This window comes from Streptomyces sp. NPDC107454 (genome assembly GCF_055582885.1).
On record NZ_JBVJPA010000007.1, the window covers coordinates 352,546 to 377,481 of the forward strand.

The window sequence follows — 24,936 nt, forward strand, 5'->3', positions numbered from 1 at the left end:
GGGTCACCTTGGCAAAAGGAGCCGGGCTCAGAGCAGCGCGGCCCGCGGACCGTCCGGCTGCTCCAGACGCCGCTCCAGAATCGCGCGGGCGATGTCGGAGGACTCGTCGTCGGTGAGCCTGCGGAAACCGTCCTCGGTGATCACGGTGACGATCGGGTAGATCCGGCGGGCGACGTCGGGACCACCGGTCGCCGAGTCGTCGTCGGCCGCGTCGTACAGCGCCTGGATGACGAGGGTCGTGGCCTGCTCTTCGGTCAGGTCGTCCCGGTAGAGCTTCTTCATGGCACCGCGCGCGAAGATCGAGCCGGAGCCGGTGGAGGCGTAGCCTTGCTCCTCGGAGCGGCCGCCGGTGACGTCGTAGGAGAAGATGCGGCCCTTGTCGCGGTCCACGTCGTAACCCGCGAAGAGGGGGACCACGGCGAGGCCCTGCATGGCCATGCCGAGGTTGGAACGGATCATGGTGGAGAGCCGGTTCGCCTTGCCCTCCAGGGAGAGCGTGGTGCCCTCCACCTTCTCGAAGTGCTCCAGCTCCAGCTGGAACAGCTTGACCATCTCGACGGCCAGACCGGCCGTACCGGCGATGCCCACCGCCGAGTACTCGTCGGCCGGGAAGACCTTCTCGATGTCGCGCTGAGCGATCATGTTGCCCATGGTGGCCCGGCGGTCGCCGGCGAGGACGACCCCGCCGGGGAACGTGACGGCGACGATGGTCGTGCCGTGCGGGGCCTCGATCACGCCCTGGACGGGCGGCAGCTGCCGCTTGCCCGGCAGCATCTCCGGCTGGTGCTCGGACAGGAAGTCCATGAAGGACGACGAACCGGGCGTCAGGAAGGCAGCCGGTAGACGCCCGGTGCTACGAGTGTTGGCTTCCACGGGGATCCTTCCAAGTAGGCGGCAGCCCGACGAACAGCGTCGGGATCATCTCCCAACTTGCCGATGGCCGAATTGCAGTTGAAGCACAGTACGCCACGGACCCTACCCGTCTCGTGGCAGTGATCCACATGAACTGCGGGACCTTTCAGACCGATCCCGCAGAGCCCCATTGATGACGCGGAGCCGCCGTGATCTCACGGGGCCCTTTGCTCTCACAGAGCCCTTTGGACACACGCCGCCCCAGGGAAGAGACGACACCCTTTCGAGCGCCGGGCATCGCCGACGAAGGCTGCCCGCGGCACGGATTCCCGTCACCGCGAGCAGCACTTCACGCCCAGCTCTTCCGGCGCTCAGTCGCCTCCGAGTAAGGCCTTCGAATCGAAGGGAAAAGCGGCCTACTGGCCACCCTTCTGGACGAAGGAGCGCACGAAGTCCTCGGCGTTCTCCTCCAGGACGTCGTCGATCTCGTCCAGAACCGAGTCGACGTCGTCGCTCAGCTTCTCCTGGCGTTCCTTGAGGTCGTCCGATACCTGCGCGTCCTGCGCCTGCTCCTCGACCTCCTCGGTGGAACGCGTCGCCTTCTGCTGTCCGCCGCCGGTGTCCTTGGTCGCCATAACCCTCACCCCGCTCGGTTCGACGTTCTTGATCAGACCCTACAAGCAGGGTCCGACATCGGCCCCGCAGTTGCTACAACGTCCGGGAGCCACCTCGATGATTCCCGGACGTCGTGTCTTTCCACCCCGTTGTGCCGCCCGGGCTCCGACGCCCCTGGCGGCCGGGTCAGCCGCCCGACAGGACCCTGACCAGGTCTTCCGCCGTACGGCAGCGGTCGAGGAGCTCCTTGACGTGATTACGCGTTCCGCGAAGCGGCTCCAGGGTTGGGACGCGCTGGAGCGAGTCCCGGCCCGGCAGATCGAAGATCACCGAGTCCCAGGAGGCCGCCGCCACATCGTCCGCGTACTGCTCCAGACAGCGCCCGCGGAAGTACGCACGGGTGTCCTCGGGCGGCTTCGTACGGGCCCGCTCGACGTCCCGCTCGTCCAGGAGCCGCTTCATCTTGCCGCGCGCCGCCAGACGGTTGTACAGGCCCTTCTCGGCCCGTACGTCGGCGTACTGGAGGTCGACCAGGTGCAGCCGTGCCGCGTCCCAGTCGAGGCCGTCACGGCGCCGGTAGCCCTCCATGAGCTCACGCTTGGCGACCCAGTCGAGCTCCCCTGAGAGACTCATCGGGTCGTTCTCCAGGCGGTTGAGAGTGTCCTCCCAGCGGGCCAGGACGTCCTTGGTCTGGTCGTCGGCGTCCGCCCCGAAGCGTTCCTCCACGTATTTGCGCGACAGCTCGAAGTACTCCATCTGGAGCTGCACCGCGGTCAGCGTGCGTCCGCTGCGCAGCGTGACGAGCCGCTTCAGCGTGGGGTCGTGCGAGACCTGGTGCAGCGTGCGCACGGGCTGGTCGACGGCCAGGTCGACGGCGATGAAGCCGTCCTCGATCATGGACAGGACCAGGGCGGTCGTGCCCAGCTTGAGATAGGTCGAGATCTCCGACAGGTTCGCGTCACCGATGATCACGTGCAGCCTGCGGTACTTCTCGGCGTCCGCGTGCGGCTCGTCGCGGGTGTTGATGATGGGGCGCTTGAGCGTGGTCTCGAGGCCCACCTCGACCTCGAAGTAGTCCGCGCGCTGACTGAGCTGGAAGCCGTGCTCGTGCCCGTCCTGGCCGATACCGACGCGGCCCGCTCCGGTGACGACCTGGCGTGAGACGAAGAACGGCGTGAGGTGGCGCACGATGTCCGAGAAGGGGGTCTCCCGCTTCATCAGATAGTTCTCGTGCGTGCCGTACGAGGCGCCCTTGTTGTCGGTGTTGTTCTTGTAGAGGTGGATCGGCTGGGCGCCGGGGAGCTGGGCCGCGCGCTCCGCGGCCTCCGCCATGATGCGCTCGCCGGCCTTGTCCCACAGGACGGCGTCCCACGGGTTGGTGACCTCGGGAGCGCTGTACTCCGGGTGCGCGTGGTCCACGTACAGCCGTGCGCCATTGGTGAGGATGACATTGGCCAGGCCGATGTCCTCGTCGGTGAGCTGGCTGGAGTCGGCGGCCTCGCGGGCGAGGTCGAAGCCTCGCGCGTCCCGCAGCGGGTTCTCCTCCTCGAAATCCCAGCGGGCGCGGCGCGCCCGGTGCATCGCCGCCGCGTACGCGTTGACGATCTGGGACGAGGTGAGCATGGCATTGGCGTTGGGGTGGCCGGGGACGGAGATCCCGTACTCCGTCTCGATGCCCATTACTCGCCGTACGGTCATGCGGCCCTCCTTGCCCGGCAGCGCCCTCGGTCGGGGGCGCTGCTCAAGTACCGCTGGTGCTCCGGTGCGTGTGCGGTGCCCGTCCCCGCAACGCGCGACTCGGCGGTACGAAAGAGCCTAGAACGCCTCTGCGCTGGTGGGGAGATCATTTGCGTCATTGCTCTGCTCCAGCCGTGCCCCGGAAAGCAGTCGGCTGCGGGTACCCGTGGAGGGCACCCGCAGCCGCCCTGTCTTTTACAGGTACTGCCCGGTGTTCGCCACCGTGTCGATGGAGCGTCCGGTGTCCGCGCCCTGCTTTCCGGTGACGAGCGTACGGATGTAAACGATCCGTTCGCCCTTCTTTCCGGAGATTCGGGCCCAGTCGTCCGGGTTGGTGGTGTTCGGCAGGTCCTCGTTCTCCTTGAACTCGTCCACGCACGCCTGGAGGAGGTGGGAGACCCGAAGGCCCTTCTGGTTCTGCTCGAGGAAGGCCTTGATGGCTGCCTTCTTGGCGCGGCCGACGATGTTCTCGATCATGGCGCCCGAGTTGAAGTCCTTGAAGTACAGGACTTCCTTGTCGCCGTTGGCGTAGGTGACCTCGAGGAAGCGGTTTTCCTCGGACTCGGCGTACATCTGTTCCACAGCGGTCTGGATCATGCCGTGGACGGTGGCCGCCCGGTCCCCGCCGTGCTCTCCGAGGTCGTCGGAGTGCAGCGGGAGGCGTTGTGTGAGGTACTTGGCGAAGATGTCCTTGGCGGCCTCGGCGTCCGGGCGCTCGATCTTGATCTTCACGTCGAGTCGTCCGGGGCGCAGGATCGCGGGGTCGATCATGTCCTCGCGGTTCGAGGCGCCGATCACGACCACGTTCTCCAGGCCTTCCACGCCGTCGATCTCGGCGAGCAGCTGGGGGACGATGGTGTTCTCCACGTCCGAGCTGACGCCCGATCCACGGGTGCGGAAGAGGGATTCCATCTCGTCGAAGAAGACGATGACGGGGGTGCCCTCGCTGGCCTTCTCACGAGCACGCTGGAAGACGAGGCGGATCTGCCGCTCGGTCTCGCCGACGTACTTGTTCAGGAGCTCGGGGCCCTTGATGTTGAGGAAGAAGCTCTTTCCGGTGGCCTGACCGGTGACCTCGGCGACCTTTTTGGCCAGCGAGTTGGCGACCGCCTTGGCGATGAGCGTCTTACCGCATCCGGGAGGCCCGTACAGCAGCACACCCTTGGGCGGCCGCAGTTCGTGCTCCTTGAAGAGGTCGGGGTAGAGGTAGGGGAGCTCGACCGCGTCGCGGATCAGTTCGATCTGGTTTCCCAGGCCGCCGATCTGCTCGTAGCCGATGTCCGGGACCTCTTCGAGGACGAGCTCCTCGACCTCGCTCTTGGGGACAACTTCGTAGACATAGCCGGAACGGGGTTCGAGAAGCAGGGCGTCTCCGGGACGGATGGTGACGTCCAGCAGCGGCTCGGCGAGCCGTACCACCCGTTCCTCGTCGGTGTGCCCCACCACGAGGGCGCGTTCGCCGTCCTCGAGGATCTCCTTGAGGGTGACGATGTCGCCGACGCTCTCGTACTCCATGGCCTCGACCACGTTGAGAGCTTCGTTGAGCATCACTTCCTGGCCGCGCCTGAGCTCTTCGAGCTCCACGCTGGGGCTGACGTTCACCCGGAGCTTGCGGCCCCCGGTGAAGATGTCCGCCGTGCCGTCCTCGTTCGCCACGAGGAAGACACCGAAGCCTGCCGGCGGCTGCGCCAGCCGGTCGACCTCTTCCTTGAGGGCCACGATCTGGTCGCGGGCCTCACGGAGCGTGTTGGCGAGCCGCTCGTTCTGTGCGGACACGCCGGCCAGGTTGGTCTGCAGCTCGACGATCCGCTCTTCGAGAATCCTCGTGTGCCGCGGAGAGTCGGCGAGCTTGCGTCGCAGGACGGCGATCTCCTGCTCAAGGTAGGCAACCTGCCCGGCAGGGTCATCGGACCCTCGTCCCGGGCGGATGCCGCGGTTCATGTCGTCGTCGTGGGCTGCCACGGTCCTCACCTCCTCCAAGGGGAGCTGGACGCTTCCAGACCCTACCTGGGTGGGTGTCGATTGAAACCCCTAGATCACAAAGACTGTCGAGGTGTGTCCGATCTTCACCCTTGCGCTCTCCCTCACGCCAGGGGAATACCCACCGAACACGGTCGGGAAGCGGGCGGAGGTAGGGTCGACGTGTTCAACACCCGTCAGAGCTGGCCCGATTCCCCAGTCTGCGGATCGCTCGACGCAGGAAACGGCAGGAGAAATGACCGTGCAGCAGGAGGCCGCAGGCGACAGCGAGGCTCTCGAGGTCTGGATCGACCAGGATCTCTGTACCGGAGACGGCATCTGCGCCCAGTACGCGCCGGAGGTCTTCGAGCTGGACATCGACGGCCTGGCCTATGTGAAGAGCGCCGAGGACGAGCTCCTGCAGGCCCCGGGCGCCACAACGCCCGTACCGCTGACGCTTCTGCGGGATGTCGCCGACTCCGCGAAGGAGTGCCCGGGCGACTGCATCCACGTACGTCGAGTTTCGGACAGGGTCGAGGTCTACGGCCCCGACGCGGAGTGACCTGAAGACCACTCCGCGTCACGATATGTCTCTTTTCTCACATTCTTCTCATGCGCTCTGCGCCCCGGAGGGTGTCGAGCGGATGAACGTGCCGTTCTTCCACTGCCACTTGGCCTGCTCCTTCACGTCAGGGCAGCAACTCGGCACGTCGGCAGAGGAGTAGCCGAGCAGGGTCGCCGTGACGGCGCCGTCACGCACCGCGAAGTCGGTGACGTTGAGGCGGTCCTTCGGGTCGACCAGGGTGGCCACGACGCGGGGCTTCTTGGCTCCCGACCCGCCCTGGGTGATGACGTAGACGCCGTTGGGCGGGGTGCCGATGCCCGCGTCGCAGCGGACCACGGCCACCGTCTCCGGACTGCCGTCGCCGTCGAGGTCTCCGGACGCCTTCTTCTGCACGAGGACTTTGACGGGCCCGCACTCGACCGGGAACGTGACGCCCGCGGGGTCCGGGGGCGCTGTCGCGGCCGGGGCGGACTTGGCCCCGGGCCGGGGCTGGGCCGCCGTGGCGGAGCCGGGCTGCAGGACCGAGGAAAGGGCGACGACTCCCGCCAGGGCGGTGGCCGTGGCGAGCCAGTGGATGGGCCGGGTGTGGGTGTGTGCCAGTTCCGGGACGACGGATTGCTGCACTAGGAGCGTCTCCTGGGAGGGCCGTGACGGTGGGGGTGGGGTGGCCAGCATGGTGCCACACGTCACAGTGGGGTGGAACGGCAGGGTCCGGACTTCTGGCGGCGTGTCAACGCGGCACGTCAACGGAAAGGGCTTGCGGCGGAGTTGCCCACCGCTTCCGCGGCCCCCGCGCGGGAACGCACCGAGGCCGAGCTCCGGAGTGCTTCCGGGAACTCGGCCACAGGTGTGGTGCGTTGAGTACGTCGACGGCGTGGGCGCCGGTCGGGTCAGCGGCCTGAGCCGCCGTCGGCGTTCGGGCCGGAGTAGTCCTCGCCGTAGGCACCCTTGGCGGGGCGGCGGCGGCGCATGGGCGGCTCGACGCCGTCCGCGAGGCGGCGGGCGGTGAGCAGGAAGCCGGTGTGGCCGATCATCCGGTGGTCCGGACGGACCGCCAGGCCCTCCACGTGCCAGTTGCGGATCATCGACTCCCACGCGGTCGGCTCGTTGAAGGAACCGATCTCGCGGATGGACTCGACGGTCCGCGCGAGCTGGGTGGTGGTGGCCACGTAGCAGCACAGGATGCCGCCGGGGACCAGCGCCTTGGAGACGGCCTCCAGGCACTCCCAGGGGGCGAGCATGTCGAGGATGACGCGGTCTACGTCGGTGTCGGACAGGTTGTCCTGGAGGTCGCCCACGGTGAGCTGCCAGGCGGGGTGCGGGCCGCCGAAGTAGCGCTCCACGTTCTGCTGGGCGATCTCCGCGAAGTCCTCGCGGCGCTCGTAGGAGTGGAGCATGCCCTGGTCGCCGATGGCGCGCAGCAGGAAGCTGCTGAGCGAGCCGGAGCCCACGCCCGCTTCCACGACGCGCGCGCCGGGGAAGATGTCGGCGAAGGCCAGGATCTGCCCCGCGTCCTTGGGGTAGACCACGGCGGCGCCGCGGGGCATGGACAGGACGTAGTCGGGGAGCAGGGGGCGCAGCGCGAGATAGGCGACGTTCCCCGTGGTGCGGACAACGCTGCCCTCGGGAGCGCCGATCAGCTCGTCGTGGGGGAAGGAACCCTTGTGGGTGTGGAAGTTCTTCCCGGCCTCGAGCGTGAACGTGTAGTGGCGGCCCTTGGGGTCGGTCAGCTGAACCTGGTCCCCGACCTTGAAGGGCCCGCGCCTGCGGGCGGCACCGGTCGGTTCGGACATGTGACCAGCCTACCGGTCCCCGCGCGGGGCGCCGACCACGTTCGGCCGCGCTCAGGACGGGCGGGCCATGGCCTTGACGAAGGCTCGCTCGACGTCTGCCGCCGAGAGGACTCCGTAGATCTCGCCCGAATCCTCCACCACCAGGTATTCGGTCGCCGGGGTGGCACGGAGGGTGTCCAGGAGGGCCTCGCCGGCGAGCTCCGCGGAGACGCGCATGCCGTCGGTGAGGTCCTGGGCGAGGCCGCTGACGGCGACCCAGGGGCGGCGGTGCTCCGGTACGCCGACGATGGCGGCCTCGCGGACGAGGGAGAGCGGTTCGCCGTCGGCGTCGACGACGACCAGGGCGCGGGCGCCGGCTTCGTTGGCACGGCGCAGCGCCTCCGAGAGCGGGGTGCTGGTCTCGACCGGGACCGCGCGCCGGGTGAGTGAGCGGGCGCGCAGCTCGGGCAGGTGTTCGCGCAGCCGGGCCATGCGGAGGCTGTTGCCGGCGCCGGTCCAGATGATCGCGGCGAGGATCGCGGCGAGCAGGGCGTCGGTGACCGTGTCCATGCCGCCGATGTTGTCCTGGGTGGCGCCGAGCGCTCCGGACTGGGTGAGCAGGGGCAGCCCGATCAGTACGGAGACGGCGAGGGCGCGGCCGACCCAGGCGGCGGCGATCGTGCCGCTCATCGGCTTGCCGGTGATCTTCCAGACGACGGCACGGAGCATGCGGCCGCCGTCCAGGGGCAGGCCGGGGAGCAGGTTGAAGGCGGCCACGATGAGGTTGGAGATCATCAGGCCGGCCAGCAGCACGCCGGGGACCGTGCCGGGCTCGACGGCCAGCATGGCGAGGTAGAAGAGGCCCGACAGGACGAGGGAGAGCAGGGGGCCGACGAAGGACAGCACGAACTCACGGCCCGGGGTCTCGGCCTCCTTCTCGATCTCCGAGACGCCGCCGAAGAACTGCAGCTGGATCCGGCGCACCGGCAGTTTGAAGCGCAGGGCGGCGACCGTGTGGGCCAGCTCGTGGACGAGGACGGAGGCGTAGAAGGCGACCGCGAAGAAGAGGGACACGAGGTAGCGCAGGGCGCCGAGTTCGGGCAGCACGCGGTCGAGCTGGCCGCCGAACACCCAGGTGATCAGCGCGGCCACGAGGAACCAGCTGGGCGCCACGTACACGGGCACGCCGAACGGCCGCCCCATCAGGAGCCCGCCGCCGGGCTCCCGGCCGCGTCGCGGGGGCTGCGGCTTGCCGGTGCCGGTGCCAGTGCCGGTTCCGGAGTGGGCGAGGGTTCGGGGGTGTTCGGGCTCGGGGTGCGGGTGGGCTCCGGCGGACGAGCCGTGGGGCGCGTCCTGGGCGGACGACCCGGCCGTATCCGAGGAACCGGAACCGGCGGGTGCCTCGACCTGGTCCGAGGAGGCGTCGGGCACCTCGGCCCCGTCCTCGGCCCCGCTCGAAGGGTCGCTGTGCGTCGCGGCCGCGTGGGCGGAGTCGGTGAGGTCGTCGGGTCGGCCGGGGGACGGGGCGGCCTCGGAGCTGTCCGGGGCTGTGGGCGGTGTCGGCCCGGTGGGGTGCTCGGGGCGCTCCGGTCCGGGGCGCGTGGCATCCGCGGCCGGGGCCGAGGACGCCCGTTGCTCCCCGTGGCGCTCGGTCGCTTCGTCGGTGCCGGACCGCGGCTGCCCGCTCCCGCCGCTCTCGTCCACGATGTCCCCTCGTTCGAAGCGTCTCCCGCTCCCGATCATGCGAAGCAGGAGGGTCTGGGTCGATGGTATGCGTCCGTCGCGACGCGTTTCGCCCCGGCACCCCCTCTGTTTTCCGCTCCGTCGCACAAGCACGCACGAGCCCCGACTGTGTACTCACTGTCAGTGGCGGGCCGTAAGGTCTGTGGACATGGAAACCAGCACCGGGGGCGCCGTGCCGCCCGAGCCGACCGAAGCCGTCACGGCCGAAGCCGCCGTGGCCGAAGCGACGGACGCGTCGGCGGTTCCCGCGGCCCGCCCGGCCCTGCCTCCGAGCTCGCTGTCGCCCTCACGGGCGGGCGACTTCATGCAGTGCCCGTTGCTCTACCGGTTCCGGGTGATCGACAGACTCCCCGAGAAGCCGAGCGAGGCGGCCACCCGCGGCACGCTGGTCCACGCGGTGCTGGAGCGTCTTTTCGACGCCCCGGCGGCGGAGCGCACGGCTCCGCGCGCCAAGTCACTCATTCCGGGGCAGTGGGACCGGCTGCGCGAGACCCGGCCGGAGGTCGTGGAGCTGTTCGCCGACGATCCCGAGGGCGAGCGGTTGACGCGCTGGCTCGGCGAGGCCGAGCAGTTGGTGGAGCGCTGGTTCAGTCTCGAGGACCCGACGCGGCTGGAGCCCGCCGAGCGTGAGCTGTCCGTCGAGGCCCGACTCGACTCCGGGCTGAAGCTGCGCGGCATCATCGACCGCGTCGACGTGGCCCCGACGGGCGAGGTCCGGATCGTCGACTACAAGACGGGCAAGGCGCCGCGGCCGGAGTACGCCGAGGGTGCGCTGTTCCAGATGAAGTTCTACGCCCTGGTGGTGTGGCGGCTGAAGCAGGTGGTCCCGCGCCGGCTCCAGCTCGTCTACCTCGGCAGCGGCGACGTGGTGACGTACGACCCGATGGTCGAGGACCTGGAGCGGGTCGAGCGCAAACTGCTCGCCTTGTGGGAGGCGATCCAGCAGGCCACCGAGACGGGCGACTGGCGACCGAGGCCCACCAAGCTCTGCGGATGGTGCGACCACCAAGCGGTTTGTCCGGAATTCGGCGGTACTCCCCCGCCCTATCCGCTGCCGGTCAGGGCGCCGGATTCCGGCGTCACCGAGCAGGGCAGAATGGGGCGGGACTAGGGCCTGTCGTTTGGATCAGGTCGTTTCTGGCGACGGGGCCTGATCCAAACGACAGGTCCTAGGGCCCGTCCGGCGTTGTTGCTCACCTCCGGCCTGGTCCGCCGGACAGACCCAAGGAGACTTGCGTGGCCATCCGCGTCCTACTGGTCGACGACCAGCCGCTGCTGCGTACCGGCTTCCGGATGATTCTGGAGGCGGAGCAGGACATCGCGGTCGTCGGCGAGGCCGGTGACGGTCTGCAGGCACTGGATCAGGTACGTGCGCTGCAGCCCGATGTGGTTCTGATGGACATCCGAATGCCGAGGATGGACGGGGTGGAGGCGACCCGGCAGATCACCGGGCCGGGGCGGGACGGGCCGGCCAAGGTGCTCGTCCTGACGACCTTCGACCTCGACGAATATGTGGTGGAGGCGCTGCGCGCCGGGGCCAGCGGCTTCCTCCTCAAGGACGCGCCGGCCAACGAGCTGGTGCAGGCGATCCGCGTGGTCGCCGCGGGCGAGGCGATGCTCGCGCCGAGCATCACCCGTCGCCTTCTCGACAAGTACGCGGGTCATCTGCCGTCGGGCGACGAGCCGGTGCCCGACACGCTGCACACCCTGACCGAGCGGGAGGTCGAGGTGCTGAAGCTGGTGGCGCGCGGCCTGTCGAACGCGGAGATCGCCGCCGACCTGTTCGTCAGCGAGACCACCGTCAAGACGCATGTGGGCCACGTGCTCACCAAGTTGGGGCTGCGCGACCGGGTGCAGGCCGCGGTGTACGCGTACGAGAGCGGGTTGGTGCGCCCGGGCGCACAGCAGTAATCCCCGGACGCCGTCCACTCCCCCAGGAGCACGACCGAGGGCGCCCCCTTCCACGAAGAGGGCGCCCTCGGTGTCGGTACCGGCGGTGGTGGAGTCAGTCCTTGCTGATCTCCCAGAAGCGGAACACCGTCGAGGCGTCGAGGCAGTTCTCGAGGCCGTAGACGTTGTCCCGCACGATCGCGTACTGCTTGGCCTGCCAGATCGGGAGGACCGGGAGGTCCTCGGCCACGAGGCCCTGGATCTTGCCGTACTCGGTCTCCGTCGAGGAGCGGTCGCTCTGGGCGGCCGTCTTCGGGATGAGCCGCCCGGTGATCGTGCTGTTCGTGTAGTGGTTGTTCAGCACGTTGCCCTTGCCGAAGAAGGGGGCCGTGAAGTTGTCGGGGTCCGGGTAGTCGGGCACCCAGCCCTTCACGTACACGCCGTACTTGCCCTTGGCGATGTCCTTCTCGTACTGGTCGTACGCGACGGACTTCACGGTCGCGTCGAACAGCCCGCTGGCGTTGAGCTGCTGGGCGATCGCCCTGAACTCCTGGTCGGTGGCGGGGCCGTAGCGCGAGGGGGTCGACCAGAGCGTGAGCCTGACCTTGCCGGTGATGCCCTCGGCCCGGAGCGCGGCGGCGGCCTTCGTCCTCGAGGGGCGGGCGCCGTAGCGGTCGAAGAAGGCCGTGGTGTGGCCGGTGACACCGGCCGGGACGATCGAGTACAGCGGCGTCGCGGTGTCCTCGTAGACCTTGTTGACCAGGGCCTCGCGGTCGAGCAGATAGGCGATGGCCTTGCGCACACCGAGCTTGCCTGCGACCGGGTCGTCCATGTTGAAGACCATGTGCTGGACCTCGGCACTGGTGCCCTCGACGACGTTGACGCCCCTGCCGGTGGAGGTGTCGTTGCTGATGTCCGCGATGTCGTCGGCGGCGAGACCTCGATAGGCGATGTCGACCTGGTGGTTCAGAAGCGCCTTCTTCAGGGCGGTCTGGTCGCCGTGGAAGAACTTCAGCGTGATGCCGGAGTTCTTCACCTTGGCGGTGCCCTTGTAGCTGTCGTTGACCGAGAAGACGGCCTGGTCCTTGCCGAAGGAGTCCAGCTTGTACGGGCCCGAGCCGACTGCCTGGTTGTCCCTGCGCAGCCCGTTGTCCGCGTACTGCCGGTGGTCCACGATCGAGCCGGCGCCGGAGGCGATCTTGCTGGGGAAGGTGGCGTCGGCGTACTTCAGCCTGAAGACGACGGTCTTCGCGTCCGGGGTCTGGACCGTGTCGAGCATGGGGAACATGACGGCCGGGCCGGAGGCGTCGTCGATCTTCAGAATGCGGTCGAAGGAGAACTTGACGTCCTCGGAGGTGAGGGCGTCACCGTTGCTGAACTTCAGGCCGTCCTGGAGCGTGCACTTGTAGACCTTGGTCGTGGCATCCGAGAACGCGCACTCCCTGGCCGCCTCGGGCTCCGGCTCCGTACCGCCGTTGGGGAAGCTCAGCAACGACTGGAAGACGTTGTTGAACAACAGCCAGGATCCCGGGTCATAGCCGGAAGCCGGGTCGGTGGCCAGGACGTCGTCGGACATCCCCATCACCAGGGCGGAGCCGGTGCTGCCGGTGTCGCTCGTCTGCGAGCCGCAGCCGGCGAGCAGACCGGCGGCCAGCCCCGTCGCGACGGACAGGACTGGCCACTGGTTACGCATGTTCACGAGGAGGTGCCTTGTCATTTTTTCTCTGGAACGCCGCATGGAGCGGGCGCCGGGTCGTGCGGTCGGGCGCCGGGCCCATGGGCCCGGCGCCCTGAGAAGGACCGGTCAGCCGCCCACACCGCGGCCGAGCTCCCACAGCTGAAGCGTGGAGGACGAGTTGAGCGCCCACTCGGTGCCCGTGATGTCGTCCCGCGCGGCGATGTACTGCTTGCCCTGCCACAGCGGCAGGAGCGGTACGTCGTCGGCCACCTTGTCCTGGATGTCCGTGAGGCTCTTCGACGCGGTGAGACGGTCGGCCTCGCGGCGCGACTCCGGGATCAGCGTGCCGCGGATCGTGGAGTTCACGTACGGGGAGCCGAGGGTGTTGTCCTTGTCGAGGAACGGCGCCAGGTAGTTGTCGGCGTCCGGGAAGTCGGGGAACCATCCCATGCCGTAGACCTGGTACTCGTTCTTCTTCTCGGCCGGGCGGAACGTCGTCCAGGGCTCGCCCTTGATCTCCACACTGAACAGGCCGCTGGAGTTGAGCTGCTGCTTCAGCACCTCGAACTCCTTGCCGGTGGCCGAGCCGTAGTGGTCGGTCGTGTAGTGCAGCGTGAGCTTCACCGGAGTGGTGATGCCGGCCTTGTTCAGCGTCGTGGTGGCCTTGGAGACGCTCGGGTCGCCGTACTTGTTGAAGAACGAGTTGGAGTGACCCGTGATGGTGGCCGGGACCATCGAGAACAGCGGCTCGGCCTGGGAGCCGTACACCTTGGAGACGAGCTCGCCGCGGTTGATCACCTCGGCCATGGCCTGGCGGACGGCCTTGTTCTTCACCGACGGGTCGTCGGTGTTGAAGCCGAGGTAGCGGATCTCGAGGCCGGGCATCTCGACCAGGTTGACCTTGCCGGTCGCACCGGCGGCGCCGAGCTTGTTGATCTGCTCCGGCGTCATCGCGCGGGTCATGAGGTCGATGTCGCCCTTGTCGAGCGCGGCGCTCATGGCGTCGGCGCTCTCGAAGGAGCGGATCTCGGCCTTGTCGTTCTTCGGCTTCAACAGACCCTTGTAGTTCGGGTTCTTGGTGAAGGTGATCTTGACGGCCTCGTCGTTCTTGACGTCGGCCTGGAGGGTGTACGGGCCGGAGCCGTCGACGGAGAAGCCGTCGCGCAGCTTGCCCTTCTCGTAGTCCTTCGGGTTCACGATGCCGGCGACCGGGGTCGACAGCTTGAACGGGAAGGTGGCGTCCGCGGTCTTCAGGTGGAAGATCACCTGGCGGTCGCCCTGCGTCTCCACGGTGTCGACGGTGGACAGCAGCGCGAACACACCGCTGTCGGCCTTGAGCGACATCGCGCGGTCGATCGAGAACTTCACGTCCTTGGCGGTGATCGGGTCACCGTTCGCGAACTTCAGTCCGTCGCGCAGCGTGCAGGCGTAGCGCTCGTTGCCGGAGTCGGTGAAACCGCAGCTCTCGGCAGCCTCGGGCTGGGGGTCGCCGTCACCGCGGGGCTGGACCATCAACGTCTGCACGGTCTGGCGCAGGATGTTCCAGGTGCCGACGTCGTACGCGTACGCCGGGTCGAGAGGAGCCGGGGCATCCTTCGATGCGGTGAACCGGTCCGTGGTGCCCACGACGATCGCGTCGCCGCCGCTTCCCCCGCTGTCGGAACCGCCACACGCGGCGAGCACCGGGGCGAGCAAGCCGACAACGGCCGGCAGCACCAAAGTCTTGCGGTTCATGCTCGAGTTTCTCCAGAGCTGTCGTGTCCGTGTACCCGCCATGCAGGGGTGGTGCGGGCGAGTCACCGGGGTTATGGCGAGGTTCTCGCGATGACATTAGTCCGCACCACCAGGACGGCCCGCAGAGACCGGAGTTGAGTTCCCATCACGCTGCGAAACCGGGCGCGGACGCACCGATAACCCGACAGCGGAAGGATTCGTGCAGCGTTCCACCAATCGGGACACAAGGGCACGCCGACCACCCCCGAAAGGGGGGTTACGGCACAGGACAGGCCGAATGTCGACCCCCCGTAAGGTGACGAACCTCACACCGTCAACTCGATGGGAGAGTACCGGAATTCGGCCATCCGGCCCCGGAATCAATTTCCCGCGGCAGGTCCGGGGCCCTTACCTGCGGATACGCAGGGGTTATCGGCACATTCAGTTACGCACGCTGGGTGAACGCCTAGCGCATTTCCGTCATCAGCCCACGGAGAAAGGGCAGGTCGACCTCTTCCAGGGAGGTCACGACCGTGCGCCGGGCGGCGGGGGCGATCGGTGCGACGGAGGGGACGGCGACCACATGGCAGCCCGCGGCCTCCGCGGCGGCGACGCCCGTGGCGGTGTCCTCGACGACGGCGCACCGGGCCGGTTCGGCGCCGAGTCCGGACGCCGCCAGCAGATACGGGTCGGGGAAGGGCTTGGTCCGCTCCACCTCGTCGCCCGCGACGGTCAACGCGAAGTACTGGGGGCCCAGGGAGGCCAGAACACGGTCGATGATGCGCCGGTGCGAGGCGGAGACCAGGGCGGTGGGGATCTCGTGCGCGGCGAGCTCCGCGAGGAGTCTGGCCGCCCCCGGCATCAGCGGCAGCGCCCGGTCGATACGGTCCTCGAAACCGTCGTTGAGCAGCACCGTGAGCTCGCCGAGCGTGATGTCGGCCCCCGTGGCCTCGATCAGGAAACCCGCGCTGCGGGTCATGGGTCCGCCGACCACCACATGACGCCAGGAGTCGTCGAGGGTGTGCCCGAGCGTCCGGAAGATCTCGACCTCGACGTCCCACCAGAACCCCTCGGTGTCCACCAGGGTGCCGTCCATGTCCAGGAGCACGGCCTGCAGCGCTGAGCCTTCGGCCGTACGGGTACCGAGCGCGGGAACCGTAGTGGTCATCCTGGCGCACCTCCTTGAGGGACGAGAAGGCCGGTTCCCTCAGGGGGAACCGGCCTGCTGTGGACCGTCCAGTGTACGACGGCGTCAGGTGAAGCGCCTGTTGGTTATGAGGGGGCCCGCTGACGCGCCTCGCGCCGGGTCACCTCGCGTTGAAGTACTTCGCCTCCGGGTGATGGATCACGATCGCGTCCGTGGACTGCTCGGGGTGCAGCTGGAACTCCTCCGAGAGGTGAACGCCGATGCGCTCGGGCTCCAGGAGCCGGGCGATCTTGGCGCGGTCCTCCAGGTCGGGGCAGGCGCCGTAGCCGAGGGAGAAACGGGCACCGCGGTACTTGAGGTCGAACATGTCCTCGATGGCCAAGGGGTCCTCACCGGCGAAGCCGAGCTCGGAGCGGACGCGGGCGTGCCAGTACTCGGCGAGGGCCTCGGCCAGCTGCACGGACAGGCCGTGCAGTTCGAGGTAGTCGCGGTAGGAGTTCGCCTCGAAGAGCTTGGCCGTCTCCTCACCGATGCGGGAGCCGACCGTGACGACCTGGAGGCCGACGACGTCCCGCTCGCCGGACTCCTCGGGCCGGAAGAAGTCGGCCAGGCACAGCCGCCGTCCGCGGCGCTGGCGCGGGAAGGTGAAGCGGGTGCGCTCGTTGCCCTGTTCGTCCAGGATGATCAGGTCGTCGTCCTTGGACACACAGGGGAAGTAGCCGTAGACGACGGCCGCTTCGAGCAGGTTGTCGGTCTGGAGCTTGTCCAGCAGTCCGCGCAGCCGGGGCCGGCCCTCGGTCTCGACGAGTTCCTCGTACGTCGGTCCGTCGCCCGCACGGGCCTGCTTCAGGCCCCACTGGCCCTTGAACAGCGCGCCCTCGTCCAGCCAGGAGGCGTACTCCTTGAGCTGGATGCCCTTGATGACACGGGTGCCCCAGAAGGGCGGGGTGGGCACCGGGTTGTCGACCGCGACGTCCGAGCGGACGTGGCCCTCCTCCGGGCGCTCCTCGACGACCGTCGGGGCGGTGGCCCGCACCCGGCGCTGCTTGAGCTCCGGCAGTACGGCCCCCGGCACGCCCCGCTTGACCCCGATGAGCGCGTCCATCAGGCGCAGGCCCTCGAACGCGTCCCGGGCGTAGCGGACTTCGCCCTCGTAGATCTCGTACAGGTCCTGCTCGACGTACGCCCGCGTCAGGGCGGCGCCGCCGAGGATGACCGGGTAATCGGCGGACAGACCGCGCTGGTTGAGCTCCTCCAGGTTCTCCTTCATGATCACCGTGGACTTGACCAGCAGGCCCGACATGCCGATGACGTCGGCCCGGTGTTCCTCGGCCGCGTCCAGGATCGCGGAGACCGGCTGCTTGATGCCGAGGTTGACGACGTTGTAGCCGTTGTTCGACAGGATGATGTCGACCAGGTTCTTGCCGATGTCGTGCACGTCGCCGCGCACGGTCGCCAGCACGATGGTGCCCTTGCCCTCGGCGTCCGACTTCTCCATGTGCGGTTCGAGGTAGGCGACCGCGGACTTCATGACCTCGGCGGACTGGAGCACGAACGGCAGCTGCATCTGGCCGGAACCGAACAGCTCGCCGACCACCTTCATGCCGTCGAGCAGCGTCTCGTTGACGATGTCAAGGGCGGGGCGGGTCTGGAGGGCCTCGGCGAGGTCGGCCTCGAGGCCGTTCTTCTCGCCGTCGATGATGCGCCGCTTGAGTCGCTCGTCCAGGGGCAGCGCGGCCAGTTCCTCGGCCTTGCCCGCCTTCAGCGACTTGGTGGTGGCGCCCTCGAACAGTGCCATCAGCTTCTGGAGGGGGTCGTAGGCCGGCTCGTCGCCCTGCTGGGCGACGCGCCGGTCGTAGATCAGGTCGAGGGCGGTGGTGACCTGCTCCTCGTCGAAGCGCGCGATGGGGAGGATCTTCGACGCGTGCACGATCGCCGAGTCCAGGCCCGCCTTGACGCACTCGTCGAGGAACACCGAGTTGAGCAGGATGCGGGCCGCCGGGTTGAGACCGAAGGAGATGTTCGACAGGCCCAGCGTGGTCTGCACATCGGGGCGGCGGCGCTTGAGCTCGCGGATCGCCTCGATGGTGGCGATGCCGTCCTTGCGGGACTCCTCCTGGCCGGTGCAGATGGTGAAGGTCAGGGCGTCGATGAGGATGTCCGACTCGTGGATGCCCCAGTTCGTCGTCAGGTCCTCGATGAGCCGTTCGGCGATGGCGACCTTGGTCTCGACGGTACGGGCCTGGCCCTCCTCGTCGATGGTCAGCGCGATCAGCGCCGCGCCGTGCTCCTGCGCCAGCCGGGTGACCTTGGCGAAGCGGGACTCGGGGCCGTCGCCGTCCTCGTAGTTGACGGAGTTGATGACGGCCCGGCCGCCGAGCTTCTCGAGGCCTGCGCGCAGGACGTCGACCTCGGTGGAGTCCAGCACGATGGGCAGCGTGGAGGCGGTGGCGAAGCGTCCGGCGAGCTCTCGCATGTCCGCGACGCCGTCCCGGCCGACGTAGTCGACGCACAGGTCGAGCATGTGGGCGCCCTCGCGGATCTGGTCGCGGGCCATCTCCACACAGTCGTCCCAGCGGGCCTCCAGCATGGCCTCGCGGAACTTCTTCGACCCGTTGGCGTTGGTGCGCTCGCCGATCGCCATGTACGCGGTGTCCTGGCGGAACGGGACGGTCTGGTAGAGGGAGGCGGCACCGGGTTCGGGGCGCGGGTCACGGGCGGTCGGGGACAGACCGCGGACGCGCTCGACGACCTGGCGCAGGTGCTCCGGGGTCGTACCGCAGCAGCCGCCGATCAAGGAGAGGCCGTATTCGCGTACGAAGGTCTCCTGGGCACTGGCCAGCTCAGGCGCTGTCAGCGGGTAATGCGCGCCGTCCCTGCCGAGCACCGGAAGACCGGCGTTGGGCATGCAGGACAACGGGACACGGGAGTGACGGGCCAGATAGCGCAGGTGCTCGCTCATCTCGGCGGGGCCGGTGGCGCAGTTGAGGCCGATCATGTCGATGCCGAGCGGTTCCAGCGCGGTCAGTGCCGCTCCGATCTCGGTGCCGAGCAGCATGGTGCCCGTGGTCTCGACAGTCACCGAGACGACGAGCGGCAGGACCAGGCCGGTGGCGTCCATCGCGCGGCGGGCGCCGAGGACCGCGGCCTTCGTCTGAAGCAGGTCCTGAGTGGTCTCCACGATCAGCGCGTCGGCACCACCGGCGATCATGCCCTCGGCGTTCTGCTGGTAGGCGTCGCGGAGGGTGGTGTACGGGGCGTGGCCCAGAGTCGGCAGCTTGGTGCCGGGGCCCATGGAGCCGAGCACCCAGCGCCGCTGTCCGGTGGCCGCCGTGAACTCGTCCGCCACCTCGCGGGCGATGCGCGCACCGGCCTCGGACAGCTCGTACACACGCTCGGGAATGTCGTACTCACCGAGCGCCGAGTGGTTGGCGCCGAAGGTGTTCGTCTCCACGCAGTCCACGCCCACCTCGAAGTAGGCCTCGTGGACGGAACGGACGATGTCGGGGCGGGTGATGTTCAGAATCTCGTTGCAGCCCTCGAGGTTCTCGAAGTCCTCCAGCGTCGGATCCTGCGCCTGCAACATCGTGCCCATCGCGCCGTCGGCCACCACGACACGCTCGGCGAGCGCCTCCCGGAGGGCGGCGATGCGGGTCCGGTTCTCGGCAAGCTCGGACGAAAGGGACGGGTTCGGCAACGAAGCCATGAAGGTGCTCCCTGAAGTGCGACGGCTGTCGGCTTTGCGCTTCCCATGGAAGGCGCACGCCGTCAGGGTAGCCCGAGCACCGTCGCGGGGTCAGGGCCGTCCACGGGGCGGACGGGCGCGGCGGGAGCGTCCGGGGTGTTAAGACAGACCGAACATGTTGCGACGACCCATTAGCGGGAGCTCGGCAACGAACGGTAGTGTTCGACATTGCCGAACGGCGGTAGCGGAGGAGCACGCGGTCGGTCGAAGGGGACGGAGGCAGCACGGCGATGGCACGGAACATCCAGTCGCTCGAACGGGCGGCGGCGATGCTGCGGCTCCTCGCGGGCGGCGAGCGGCAGCTCGGCCTGTCCGACATCGCCTCCTCGCTGGGCCTGGCCAAGGGCACGGCCCACGGCATACTGCGCACCCTCCAGCAGGAGGGCTTCGTCGAACAGGACAGCGTCTCGGGGCGCTACCAGCTGGGCGCCGAGCTGCTGCGGCTCGGCACCACCTATCTCGACGTGCACGAGCTGCGCGCGCGGGCGCTGGTGTGGACCGACGACCTGGCCCGCTCCAGCGGCGAGAGCGTCTACCTCGGTGTGCTGCACCAACATGGCGTACTGATCGTGCACCACGTGTTCCGGCCCGACGACAGCCGTCAGGTGCTGGAGGTCGGGGCCATGCAGCCGCTGCACTCCACGGCCCTGGGCAAGGTGCTGTCGGCCTACGACCCGGTGGCGCACAGCGAGGTCCTGGAGGCCGAGCGGAAGACGTTCACGGCCCGCACGACGGTCGAACCGGAGCAGTTCGAGGGAGTCCTCGACCTGACCCGCGCGCGCGGGTACGCCGACGACGTCGAGGAGACATGGACGGGCGTCGCCTCGGTCGCGGCACCCATCCACAACCGGCGGCGCATGCCGGTGGGCGCGGTGGGCATCACGGGAGCCGTGGAGCGGATCTGCCGGGACGGCGAGCTGCGCCCCGAGCTGATCGCGGCGGTGCGGGACTGTGCCCGCGCGGTCTCCCGGGACCTGGGAGCCGGGCGGTTCTGACCTCCCGAAGGACGATCTGACCCCCGTACGACAACAGGCCGGTACGTGTCCGACGTACCGGCCCCTTCGGCGTGCGCGCGTGAGCTGACCGAGCTCCTCAAGATCGATAACTCGCGGCGATCAATAACGATCGTGTTTTCGATAACGGAACTCTTGACGAGCTGGTAACCCCAGGGCAAGACTCCCGTCCATCGGTCGGCATTGTCGAACACCTACCGGCAATACGCGTTAGAGTGTGACAACGCCATGGGCCGGCATCGCCCTCACCCCCGAGGGCGCGAACCGCCGGAGGGACCCGGGGTTCGCCTTCCCCTGGACGAAGGACAAAGGAGTCGCGGGTGTCCAGCTCCGACATCTTCATCGGCGAGACCATAGGTACCGCCATACTCATCCTGCTCGGCGGTGGCGTCTGTGCCGCCGTCACGCTGAAGGCCTCCAAGGCCAGAAACGCCGGCTGGCTCGCCATCGCCTTCGGGTGGGGCTTCGCGGTCCTCACGGCGGTCTACACCTCCGCGCCGCTGTCCGGCGCACACCTGAACCCGGCCGTGACGCTGGCGCTGACCATCAAGGACGGCGGCTGGAACAACCTGCCGGTGTACTGGGGCGGCCAGCTGCTCGGCGCGATGATCGGCGCCACGCTGGTCTGGGTCGTGTACTACGGACAGTTCCACGCGCACCTGACCGACCCCGACATCGTGGGGGCGGACGCGCAGGCCGCTGGTTCCAAGGCCGTCGAGGCGGAGGAGAAGGGCGCGGGTCCCGTACTCGGTATCTTCTCCACCGGTCCCGAGATCCGCAACGCGGTGCAGAACCTCGCCACGGAGATCATCGCCACCGTCGTGCTGGTGCTCGCGGTGCTCACGCAAGGTCTCAACGACAAGGGCAACGGCCTCGGCCCCCTGGGCGCCCTGATCACCGCGCTGGTGGTTGTCTCCATCGGCCTCTCCCTCGGTGGACCCACCGGCTACGCGATCAACCCGGCCCGTGACCTCGGCCCGCGCATCGTGCACGCACTGCTCCCCCTGCCGAACAAGGGCGGCTCCGACTGGAGCTACGCCTGGGTTCCGGTCGTCGGTCCGCTGATCGGCGGTGCGATCGCTGCAGGCCTTTACAACGTCGCCTTTGCTTAAAGATCCGAGGCCTTCGGGCCTCGGGCCCTCCTTGAACCGCAAGGTTTTCCGAGCCGTAAGCAATACGCCGTCAGGCCGTGAGCAGTAATCCGTGAGCCAGCCCCTTTCATACGGAACCTTCAGGAGCACACCGTGACCGACGCACACACCGCCGGCCCCTTCATCGCCGCGATCGACCAGGGCACCACGTCCAGCCGCTGCATCGTCTTCGACCGCGACGGACGCATCGTCTCCGTCGACCAGAAGGAGCACGAGCAGATCTTCCCGAAGCCGGGCTGGGTCGAGCACAACGCCGCCGAGATCTGGACCAACGTCCAGGAAGTGGTGGCCGGGGCCATCGAGAAGGCGGGCATCACCCGCGACGACATCAAGGCCATCGGCATCACCAACCAGCGCGAGACCACCGTGCTGTGGGACAAGAACACCGGTGAGCCCGTCCACAACGCCATCGTCTGGCAGGACACCCGCACCGACGCGCTCTGCAAGGAGCTCGGCCGCAACGTGGGCCAGGACCGCTTCCGCCGCGAGACCGGCCTGCCGCTCGCGTCCTACTTCGCCGGTCCCAAGGCCCGCTGGCTGCTCGACAACGTCGAGGGCCTGCGCGAGCGCGCCGAGGCCGGGGACATCCTCTTCGGCACCATGGACACCTGGGTCATCTGGAACCTGACGGGCGGTGCGAACGGCGGTCACCACGTCACCGACGTCACCAACGCCTCCCGCACCATGCTGATGAACCTGCACACCCTGGCGTGGGACGACAAGATCGCCGAGTCCATCGGCGTCCCGCTGGCCATGCTGCCGGAGATCCGCTCCTCCGCCGAGGTGTACGGCGAGGTGACCGGCGGCCGGCTCGGCGAGCTGCTCGGCGGCATCCCGGTCGCCTCCGCGCTCGGCGACCAGCAGGCGGCCCTGTTCGGCCAGACCTGCTTCTCCGAGGGCGAGGCCAAGTCCACGTACGGCACCGGCACGTTCATGCTGATGAACACCGGGGACAAGATCATCAACTCGTACTCGGGCCTGCTGACCACGGTCGGCTACCGCATCGGGGACCAGGCCCCGGTCTACGCCCTCGAGGGCTCCATCGCCGTCACCGGTTCGCTGGTGCAGTGGATGCGCGACCAGATGGGCCTGATCAAGTCCGCCGCCGAGATCGAGACGCTCGCGTCGTCGGTCGAGGACAACGGCGGCGCCTACTTCGTACCGGCCTTCTCCGGTCTGTTCGCCCCGTACTGGCGCTCCGACGCCCGCGGTGTGATCGCCGGTCTGACCCGGTACGTCACCAAGGCGCACATCGCGCGCGCCGTCCTGGAGGCCACCGCCTGGCAGACCCGTGAGATCACCGACGCCATGACGAAGGACTCCGGCGTCGAGCTCACTGCCCTCAAGGTCGACGGCGGCATGACCTCCAACAACCTGCTGATGCAGACCCTGGCCGACGTCCTGGACGCCCCCGTGGTGCGCCCGATGGTCGCCGAGACCACCTGCCTCGGCGCCGCCTACGCCGCCGGTCTCGCCGTCGGCTTCTGGACCAACACCGAGGACCTGCGCGCCAACTGGCGCCGGGCCGCGGAATGGACCCCCAACATGGACGCGGAGATCCGCGACCGTGAGTACAAGAGCTGGCTCAAGGCCGTGGAGCGGACCATGGGCTGGATCGAAGACGAGAACTGACGAGGAGTAAGAACCCGCAATGACCAGTCAGTCCACCCTGCAGACCGTGCCTGCCCTCGGTACGCACCCGGCCTCCGGCTCCAACCCGAGCCGCGCCGAGACCCGGGAGCAGCTCTCCAAGGCGACGTACGACCTTCTCGTGATCGGCGGCGGCATCCTGGGCATCTCCACCGCCTGGCACGCCGCGCAGTCCGGTCTGCGGGTGGCTCTGGTCGACGCCGGCGACTTCGCCGGCGCCACCTCCTCCGCCTCCTCCAAGCTGCTCCACGGTGGTCTGCGCTACCTGCAGACCGGCGCGGTGAAGCTGGTGGCGGAGAACCACTTCGAGCGCCGTGCGGTCTCCCGTCAGGTGGCCCCCCACCTGGCGAACCCGCTCACGTTCTACCTCCCCGTGTACAAGGGCGGGCCGCACGGCGCGGCGAAGCTCGGGGCGGGCGTCTTCGCCTACTCCGCGCTGTCGGCGTTCGGGGACGGCGTCGGCCACCTGCTCTCGCCGGCCAAGGCGCAGCAGGACGTGCCGGAGCTGCGCACCGAGAACCTCAAGGCCGTGGCCGTGTACGGCGACGACCAGATGAACGACGCGCGCATGGCGCTGATGACGGTCCGCGCGGCCGTCGAGGCGGGCGCGGTCGTGCTCAACCACGCGGAGGTGACCGGCCTGCGCTTCACCAAGGGCCGGGTCACCGGCGCGGACCTCAAGGACGGTACGAACGGCGCGGAGTTCGGCGTCAACGCACACCTCGTCCTCAACGCCACCGGTCCCTGGGTCGACCACCTGCGCAGGATGGAGGACCCGAACGCGGCGCCGTCCATCCGCCTGTCCAAGGGCGCGCACCTGGTGCTCAAGCGCACCTCCCCCTGGAAGGCCGCGCTCGCCACCCCGATCGACAAGTACCGCATCACCTTCGCCCTCCCCTGGGAGGACATGCTGCTGCTCGGTACGACCGACGAGGAGTACGAGGGCGACCCGGCGGACGTCGCGGTCAACGAGAAGGACATAGCCCAGATCCTGGACGAGGCCGCGTTCTCCATACGCGACCAGCAGCTCTCCCGCGATCTGATCACGTACTCCTTCGCCGGTCTGCGGGTGCTGCCCGGCGGCCCCGGCGACACCTCGAAGGCCAAGCGCGAGACGGTCGTCACGGAGGGCCGTGGCGGGATGCTGTCCGTCGCGGGCGGCAAGTGGACCACCTTCCGGCACATCGGCCGTACGGTCATGAAGAAGCTGGAGTCGCTGCCGGGCCGCCCGCTGGGCGAGGACTTCGAGCCGATCTCCGAGCTGCCCAAGAAGCTGCCGCTGCCCGGTGTCGCCAACCCGCGCGCGGTCGCCCACCGGCTGCTCGTCGACGGCCCGGCGCCCGGCCCCCGTATGGGTGCCGACACCGCCAAGCACCTGGCGACGCACTACGGTTCGCTGGCCTTCGACATCGCGCGCCTGGCGAACGAGAACCCGGAGCTCGGCGAGCGCGTCCACCCGGACGCCCCGGAGATCTGGGCGCAGGTCGTGTGGGCCCGCGACCACGAGTGGGCCGAGACGACGGACGACGTGCTGCGCCGCCGTACGACGCTGACGATCCGCGGGCTTGCCACGGACGAGGTCCGCGGCAAGGTGCAGGACCTGCTCGACAAGAAGTGACCAGGAAGTGACCGGATCCTGAGCGGAGGATCCGGTCGGCTTGAGGGGCGGCTCCCACGGGGGGAGCCGCCCTTCTGCATGCGCCGCC

At 68.7% G+C, this 24,936-nt stretch carries 18 protein-coding genes and 1 pseudogene; 7 read left to right on the top strand and 12 right to left on the bottom strand.

The window, feature by feature from the left end; all coding sequences use genetic code 11:
* Window positions 1-27: 27 nt before the first annotated feature.
* From prcB to arc, 5 genes and pseudogenes are all read right to left on the bottom strand, one after another.
* The gene (gene prcB, locus ACZ69M_RS19860) at window positions 28-873 is read right to left on the bottom strand and encodes a proteasome subunit beta (protein WP_352052348.1); all 846 of its coding nucleotides are present in this window, start codon (window positions 871-873) and stop codon (window positions 28-30) included.
* A pseudogene (locus ACZ69M_RS19865) lies at window positions 825-1,052 on the bottom strand (endonuclease VII domain-containing protein); the annotation flags it as partial. The gene prcB and the pseudogene ACZ69M_RS19865, both read right to left, overlap by 49 nt.
* Window positions 1,053-1,268: 216 nt before the next feature.
* Window positions 1,269-1,487, bottom strand: a complete 219-nt coding sequence (locus ACZ69M_RS19870) for a ubiquitin-like protein Pup (RefSeq protein WP_060902297.1) — start codon at window positions 1,485-1,487, stop codon at window positions 1,269-1,271.
* A gap of 166 nt (window positions 1,488-1,653) precedes the next feature.
* Window positions 1,654-3,165 (bottom strand): depupylase/deamidase Dop, encoded by a 1,512-nt coding sequence (gene dop, locus ACZ69M_RS19875; protein WP_343323942.1) that lies wholly within the window; start codon window positions 3,163-3,165, stop codon window positions 1,654-1,656.
* A gap of 234 nt (window positions 3,166-3,399) precedes the next feature.
* On the bottom strand, window positions 3,400-5,166 hold the full coding sequence (gene arc / locus ACZ69M_RS19880) for a proteasome ATPase (RefSeq protein ID WP_099923559.1): 1,767 nt from the start codon (window positions 5,164-5,166) through the stop codon (window positions 3,400-3,402).
* A 253-nt stretch (window positions 5,167-5,419) separates the two neighbouring features.
* Between arc and ACZ69M_RS19885 the strand changes: the two genes are divergently transcribed.
* Window positions 5,420-5,725, top strand: coding sequence for a ferredoxin (locus ACZ69M_RS19885; protein WP_470051410.1), 306 nt, complete (start codon window positions 5,420-5,422; stop codon window positions 5,723-5,725).
* 48 nt (window positions 5,726-5,773) lie between these two features.
* Here ACZ69M_RS19885 and ACZ69M_RS19890 read toward each other — a convergent pair whose 3' ends face one another.
* From ACZ69M_RS19890 to ACZ69M_RS19900, 3 genes are all read right to left on the bottom strand, one after another.
* On the bottom strand, window positions 5,774-6,352 hold the full coding sequence (locus ACZ69M_RS19890) for a hypothetical protein (protein ID WP_470051412.1): 579 nt from the start codon (window positions 6,350-6,352) through the stop codon (window positions 5,774-5,776).
* A 266-nt stretch (window positions 6,353-6,618) separates the two neighbouring features.
* Window positions 6,619-7,521, bottom strand: coding sequence for a tRNA (adenine-N1)-methyltransferase (locus ACZ69M_RS19895; RefSeq protein WP_054231160.1), 903 nt, complete (start codon window positions 7,519-7,521; stop codon window positions 6,619-6,621).
* Between the two features lie 51 nt (window positions 7,522-7,572).
* Window positions 7,573-9,204, bottom strand: coding sequence for a site-2 protease family protein (locus ACZ69M_RS19900; RefSeq protein ID WP_470051414.1), 1,632 nt, complete (start codon window positions 9,202-9,204; stop codon window positions 7,573-7,575).
* 187 nt (window positions 9,205-9,391) lie between these two features.
* On the opposite strand from ACZ69M_RS19900, the gene ACZ69M_RS19905 reads away from it, so the two are divergent.
* On the top strand, window positions 9,392-10,354 hold the full coding sequence (locus tag ACZ69M_RS19905) for a RecB family exonuclease (protein ID WP_470051416.1): 963 nt from the start codon (window positions 9,392-9,394) through the stop codon (window positions 10,352-10,354).
* Window positions 10,355-10,479: 125 nt separating this feature from the next.
* Window positions 10,480-11,154: a response regulator gene (locus ACZ69M_RS19910; protein WP_075027695.1), complete on the top strand. Its 675-nt coding sequence runs from the start codon at window positions 10,480-10,482 to the stop codon at window positions 11,152-11,154.
* Window positions 11,155-11,248: 94 nt separating this feature from the next.
* Here the strand turns inward: ACZ69M_RS19910 and ACZ69M_RS19915 are convergent, their stop codons facing one another.
* The 4 genes from ACZ69M_RS19915 to metH form a co-directional block, all read right to left on the bottom strand.
* The gene (locus ACZ69M_RS19915) at window positions 11,249-12,832 is read right to left on the bottom strand and encodes an ABC transporter substrate-binding protein (RefSeq protein WP_470051418.1); all 1,584 of its coding nucleotides are present in this window, start codon (window positions 12,830-12,832) and stop codon (window positions 11,249-11,251) included.
* Between the two features lie 105 nt (window positions 12,833-12,937).
* Window positions 12,938-14,545 carry an ABC transporter substrate-binding protein gene (locus tag ACZ69M_RS19920; RefSeq protein WP_470051420.1) on the bottom strand — a complete coding sequence of 536 codons (1,608 nt, stop codon included), beginning with the start codon at window positions 14,543-14,545 and terminating at the stop codon, window positions 12,938-12,940.
* 445 nt (window positions 14,546-14,990) lie between these two features.
* Complete coding sequence (locus ACZ69M_RS19925) at window positions 14,991-15,692, bottom strand: HAD family hydrolase (RefSeq protein ID WP_470051422.1); 702 nt, start codon at window positions 15,690-15,692, stop codon at window positions 14,991-14,993.
* A 139-nt stretch (window positions 15,693-15,831) separates the two neighbouring features.
* Window positions 15,832-19,377, bottom strand: coding sequence for a methionine synthase (gene metH / locus ACZ69M_RS19930; RefSeq protein WP_470051423.1), 3,546 nt, complete (start codon window positions 19,375-19,377; stop codon window positions 15,832-15,834).
* A 269-nt stretch (window positions 19,378-19,646) separates the two neighbouring features.
* On the opposite strand from metH, the gene ACZ69M_RS19935 reads away from it, so the two are divergent.
* The 4 genes from ACZ69M_RS19935 to ACZ69M_RS19950 all read left to right on the top strand — a co-directional run bounded on the left by ACZ69M_RS19935 (window position 19,647) and on the right by ACZ69M_RS19950 (window position 24,848).
* On the top strand, window positions 19,647-20,411 hold the full coding sequence (locus ACZ69M_RS19935) for an IclR family transcriptional regulator (protein WP_067365314.1): 765 nt from the start codon (window positions 19,647-19,649) through the stop codon (window positions 20,409-20,411).
* 338 nt (window positions 20,412-20,749) lie between these two features.
* Window positions 20,750-21,541, top strand: a complete 792-nt coding sequence (locus ACZ69M_RS19940; protein WP_352052356.1) for an MIP/aquaporin family protein — start codon at window positions 20,750-20,752, stop codon at window positions 21,539-21,541.
* A gap of 132 nt (window positions 21,542-21,673) precedes the next feature.
* Window positions 21,674-23,212, top strand: a complete 1,539-nt coding sequence (gene glpK / locus ACZ69M_RS19945) for a glycerol kinase GlpK (protein WP_095855569.1) — start codon at window positions 21,674-21,676, stop codon at window positions 23,210-23,212.
* A gap of 19 nt (window positions 23,213-23,231) precedes the next feature.
* Window positions 23,232-24,848, top strand: a complete 1,617-nt coding sequence (locus tag ACZ69M_RS19950) for a glycerol-3-phosphate dehydrogenase/oxidase (protein ID WP_403694531.1) — start codon at window positions 23,232-23,234, stop codon at window positions 24,846-24,848.
* The last annotated feature ends 88 nt before the right edge of the window (window positions 24,849-24,936 follow it).

Coding starts and splice junctions, on each gene's coding strand:
- ACZ69M_RS19870 (WP_060902297.1), bottom strand. CDS start 1,487: ATGGCGACCAAGGACACCGGCGGCGGACAGCAGAAGGCGACGCGTTCC.
- dop (WP_343323942.1), bottom strand. CDS start 3,165: ATGACCGTACGGCGAGTAATGGGCATCGAGACGGAGTACGGGATCTCC.
- ACZ69M_RS19885 (WP_470051410.1), top strand. CDS start 5,420: ATGACCGTGCAGCAGGAGGCCGCAGGCGACAGCGAGGCTCTCGAGGTC.
- ACZ69M_RS19895 (WP_054231160.1), bottom strand. CDS start 7,521: ATGTCCGAACCGACCGGTGCCGCCCGCAGGCGCGGGCCCTTCAAGGTC.
- ACZ69M_RS19905 (WP_470051416.1), top strand. CDS start 9,392: ATGGAAACCAGCACCGGGGGCGCCGTGCCGCCCGAGCCGACCGAAGCC.
- ACZ69M_RS19920 (WP_470051420.1), bottom strand. CDS start 14,545: ATGAACCGCAAGACTTTGGTGCTGCCGGCCGTTGTCGGCTTGCTCGCC.
- ACZ69M_RS19925 (WP_470051422.1), bottom strand. CDS start 15,692: ATGACCACTACGGTTCCCGCGCTCGGTACCCGTACGGCCGAAGGCTCA.
- metH (WP_470051423.1), bottom strand. CDS start 19,377: ATGGCTTCGTTGCCGAACCCGTCCCTTTCGTCCGAGCTTGCCGAGAAC.
- ACZ69M_RS19935 (WP_067365314.1), top strand. CDS start 19,647: ATGGCACGGAACATCCAGTCGCTCGAACGGGCGGCGGCGATGCTGCGG.
- ACZ69M_RS19950 (WP_403694531.1), top strand. CDS start 23,232: ATGACCAGTCAGTCCACCCTGCAGACCGTGCCTGCCCTCGGTACGCAC.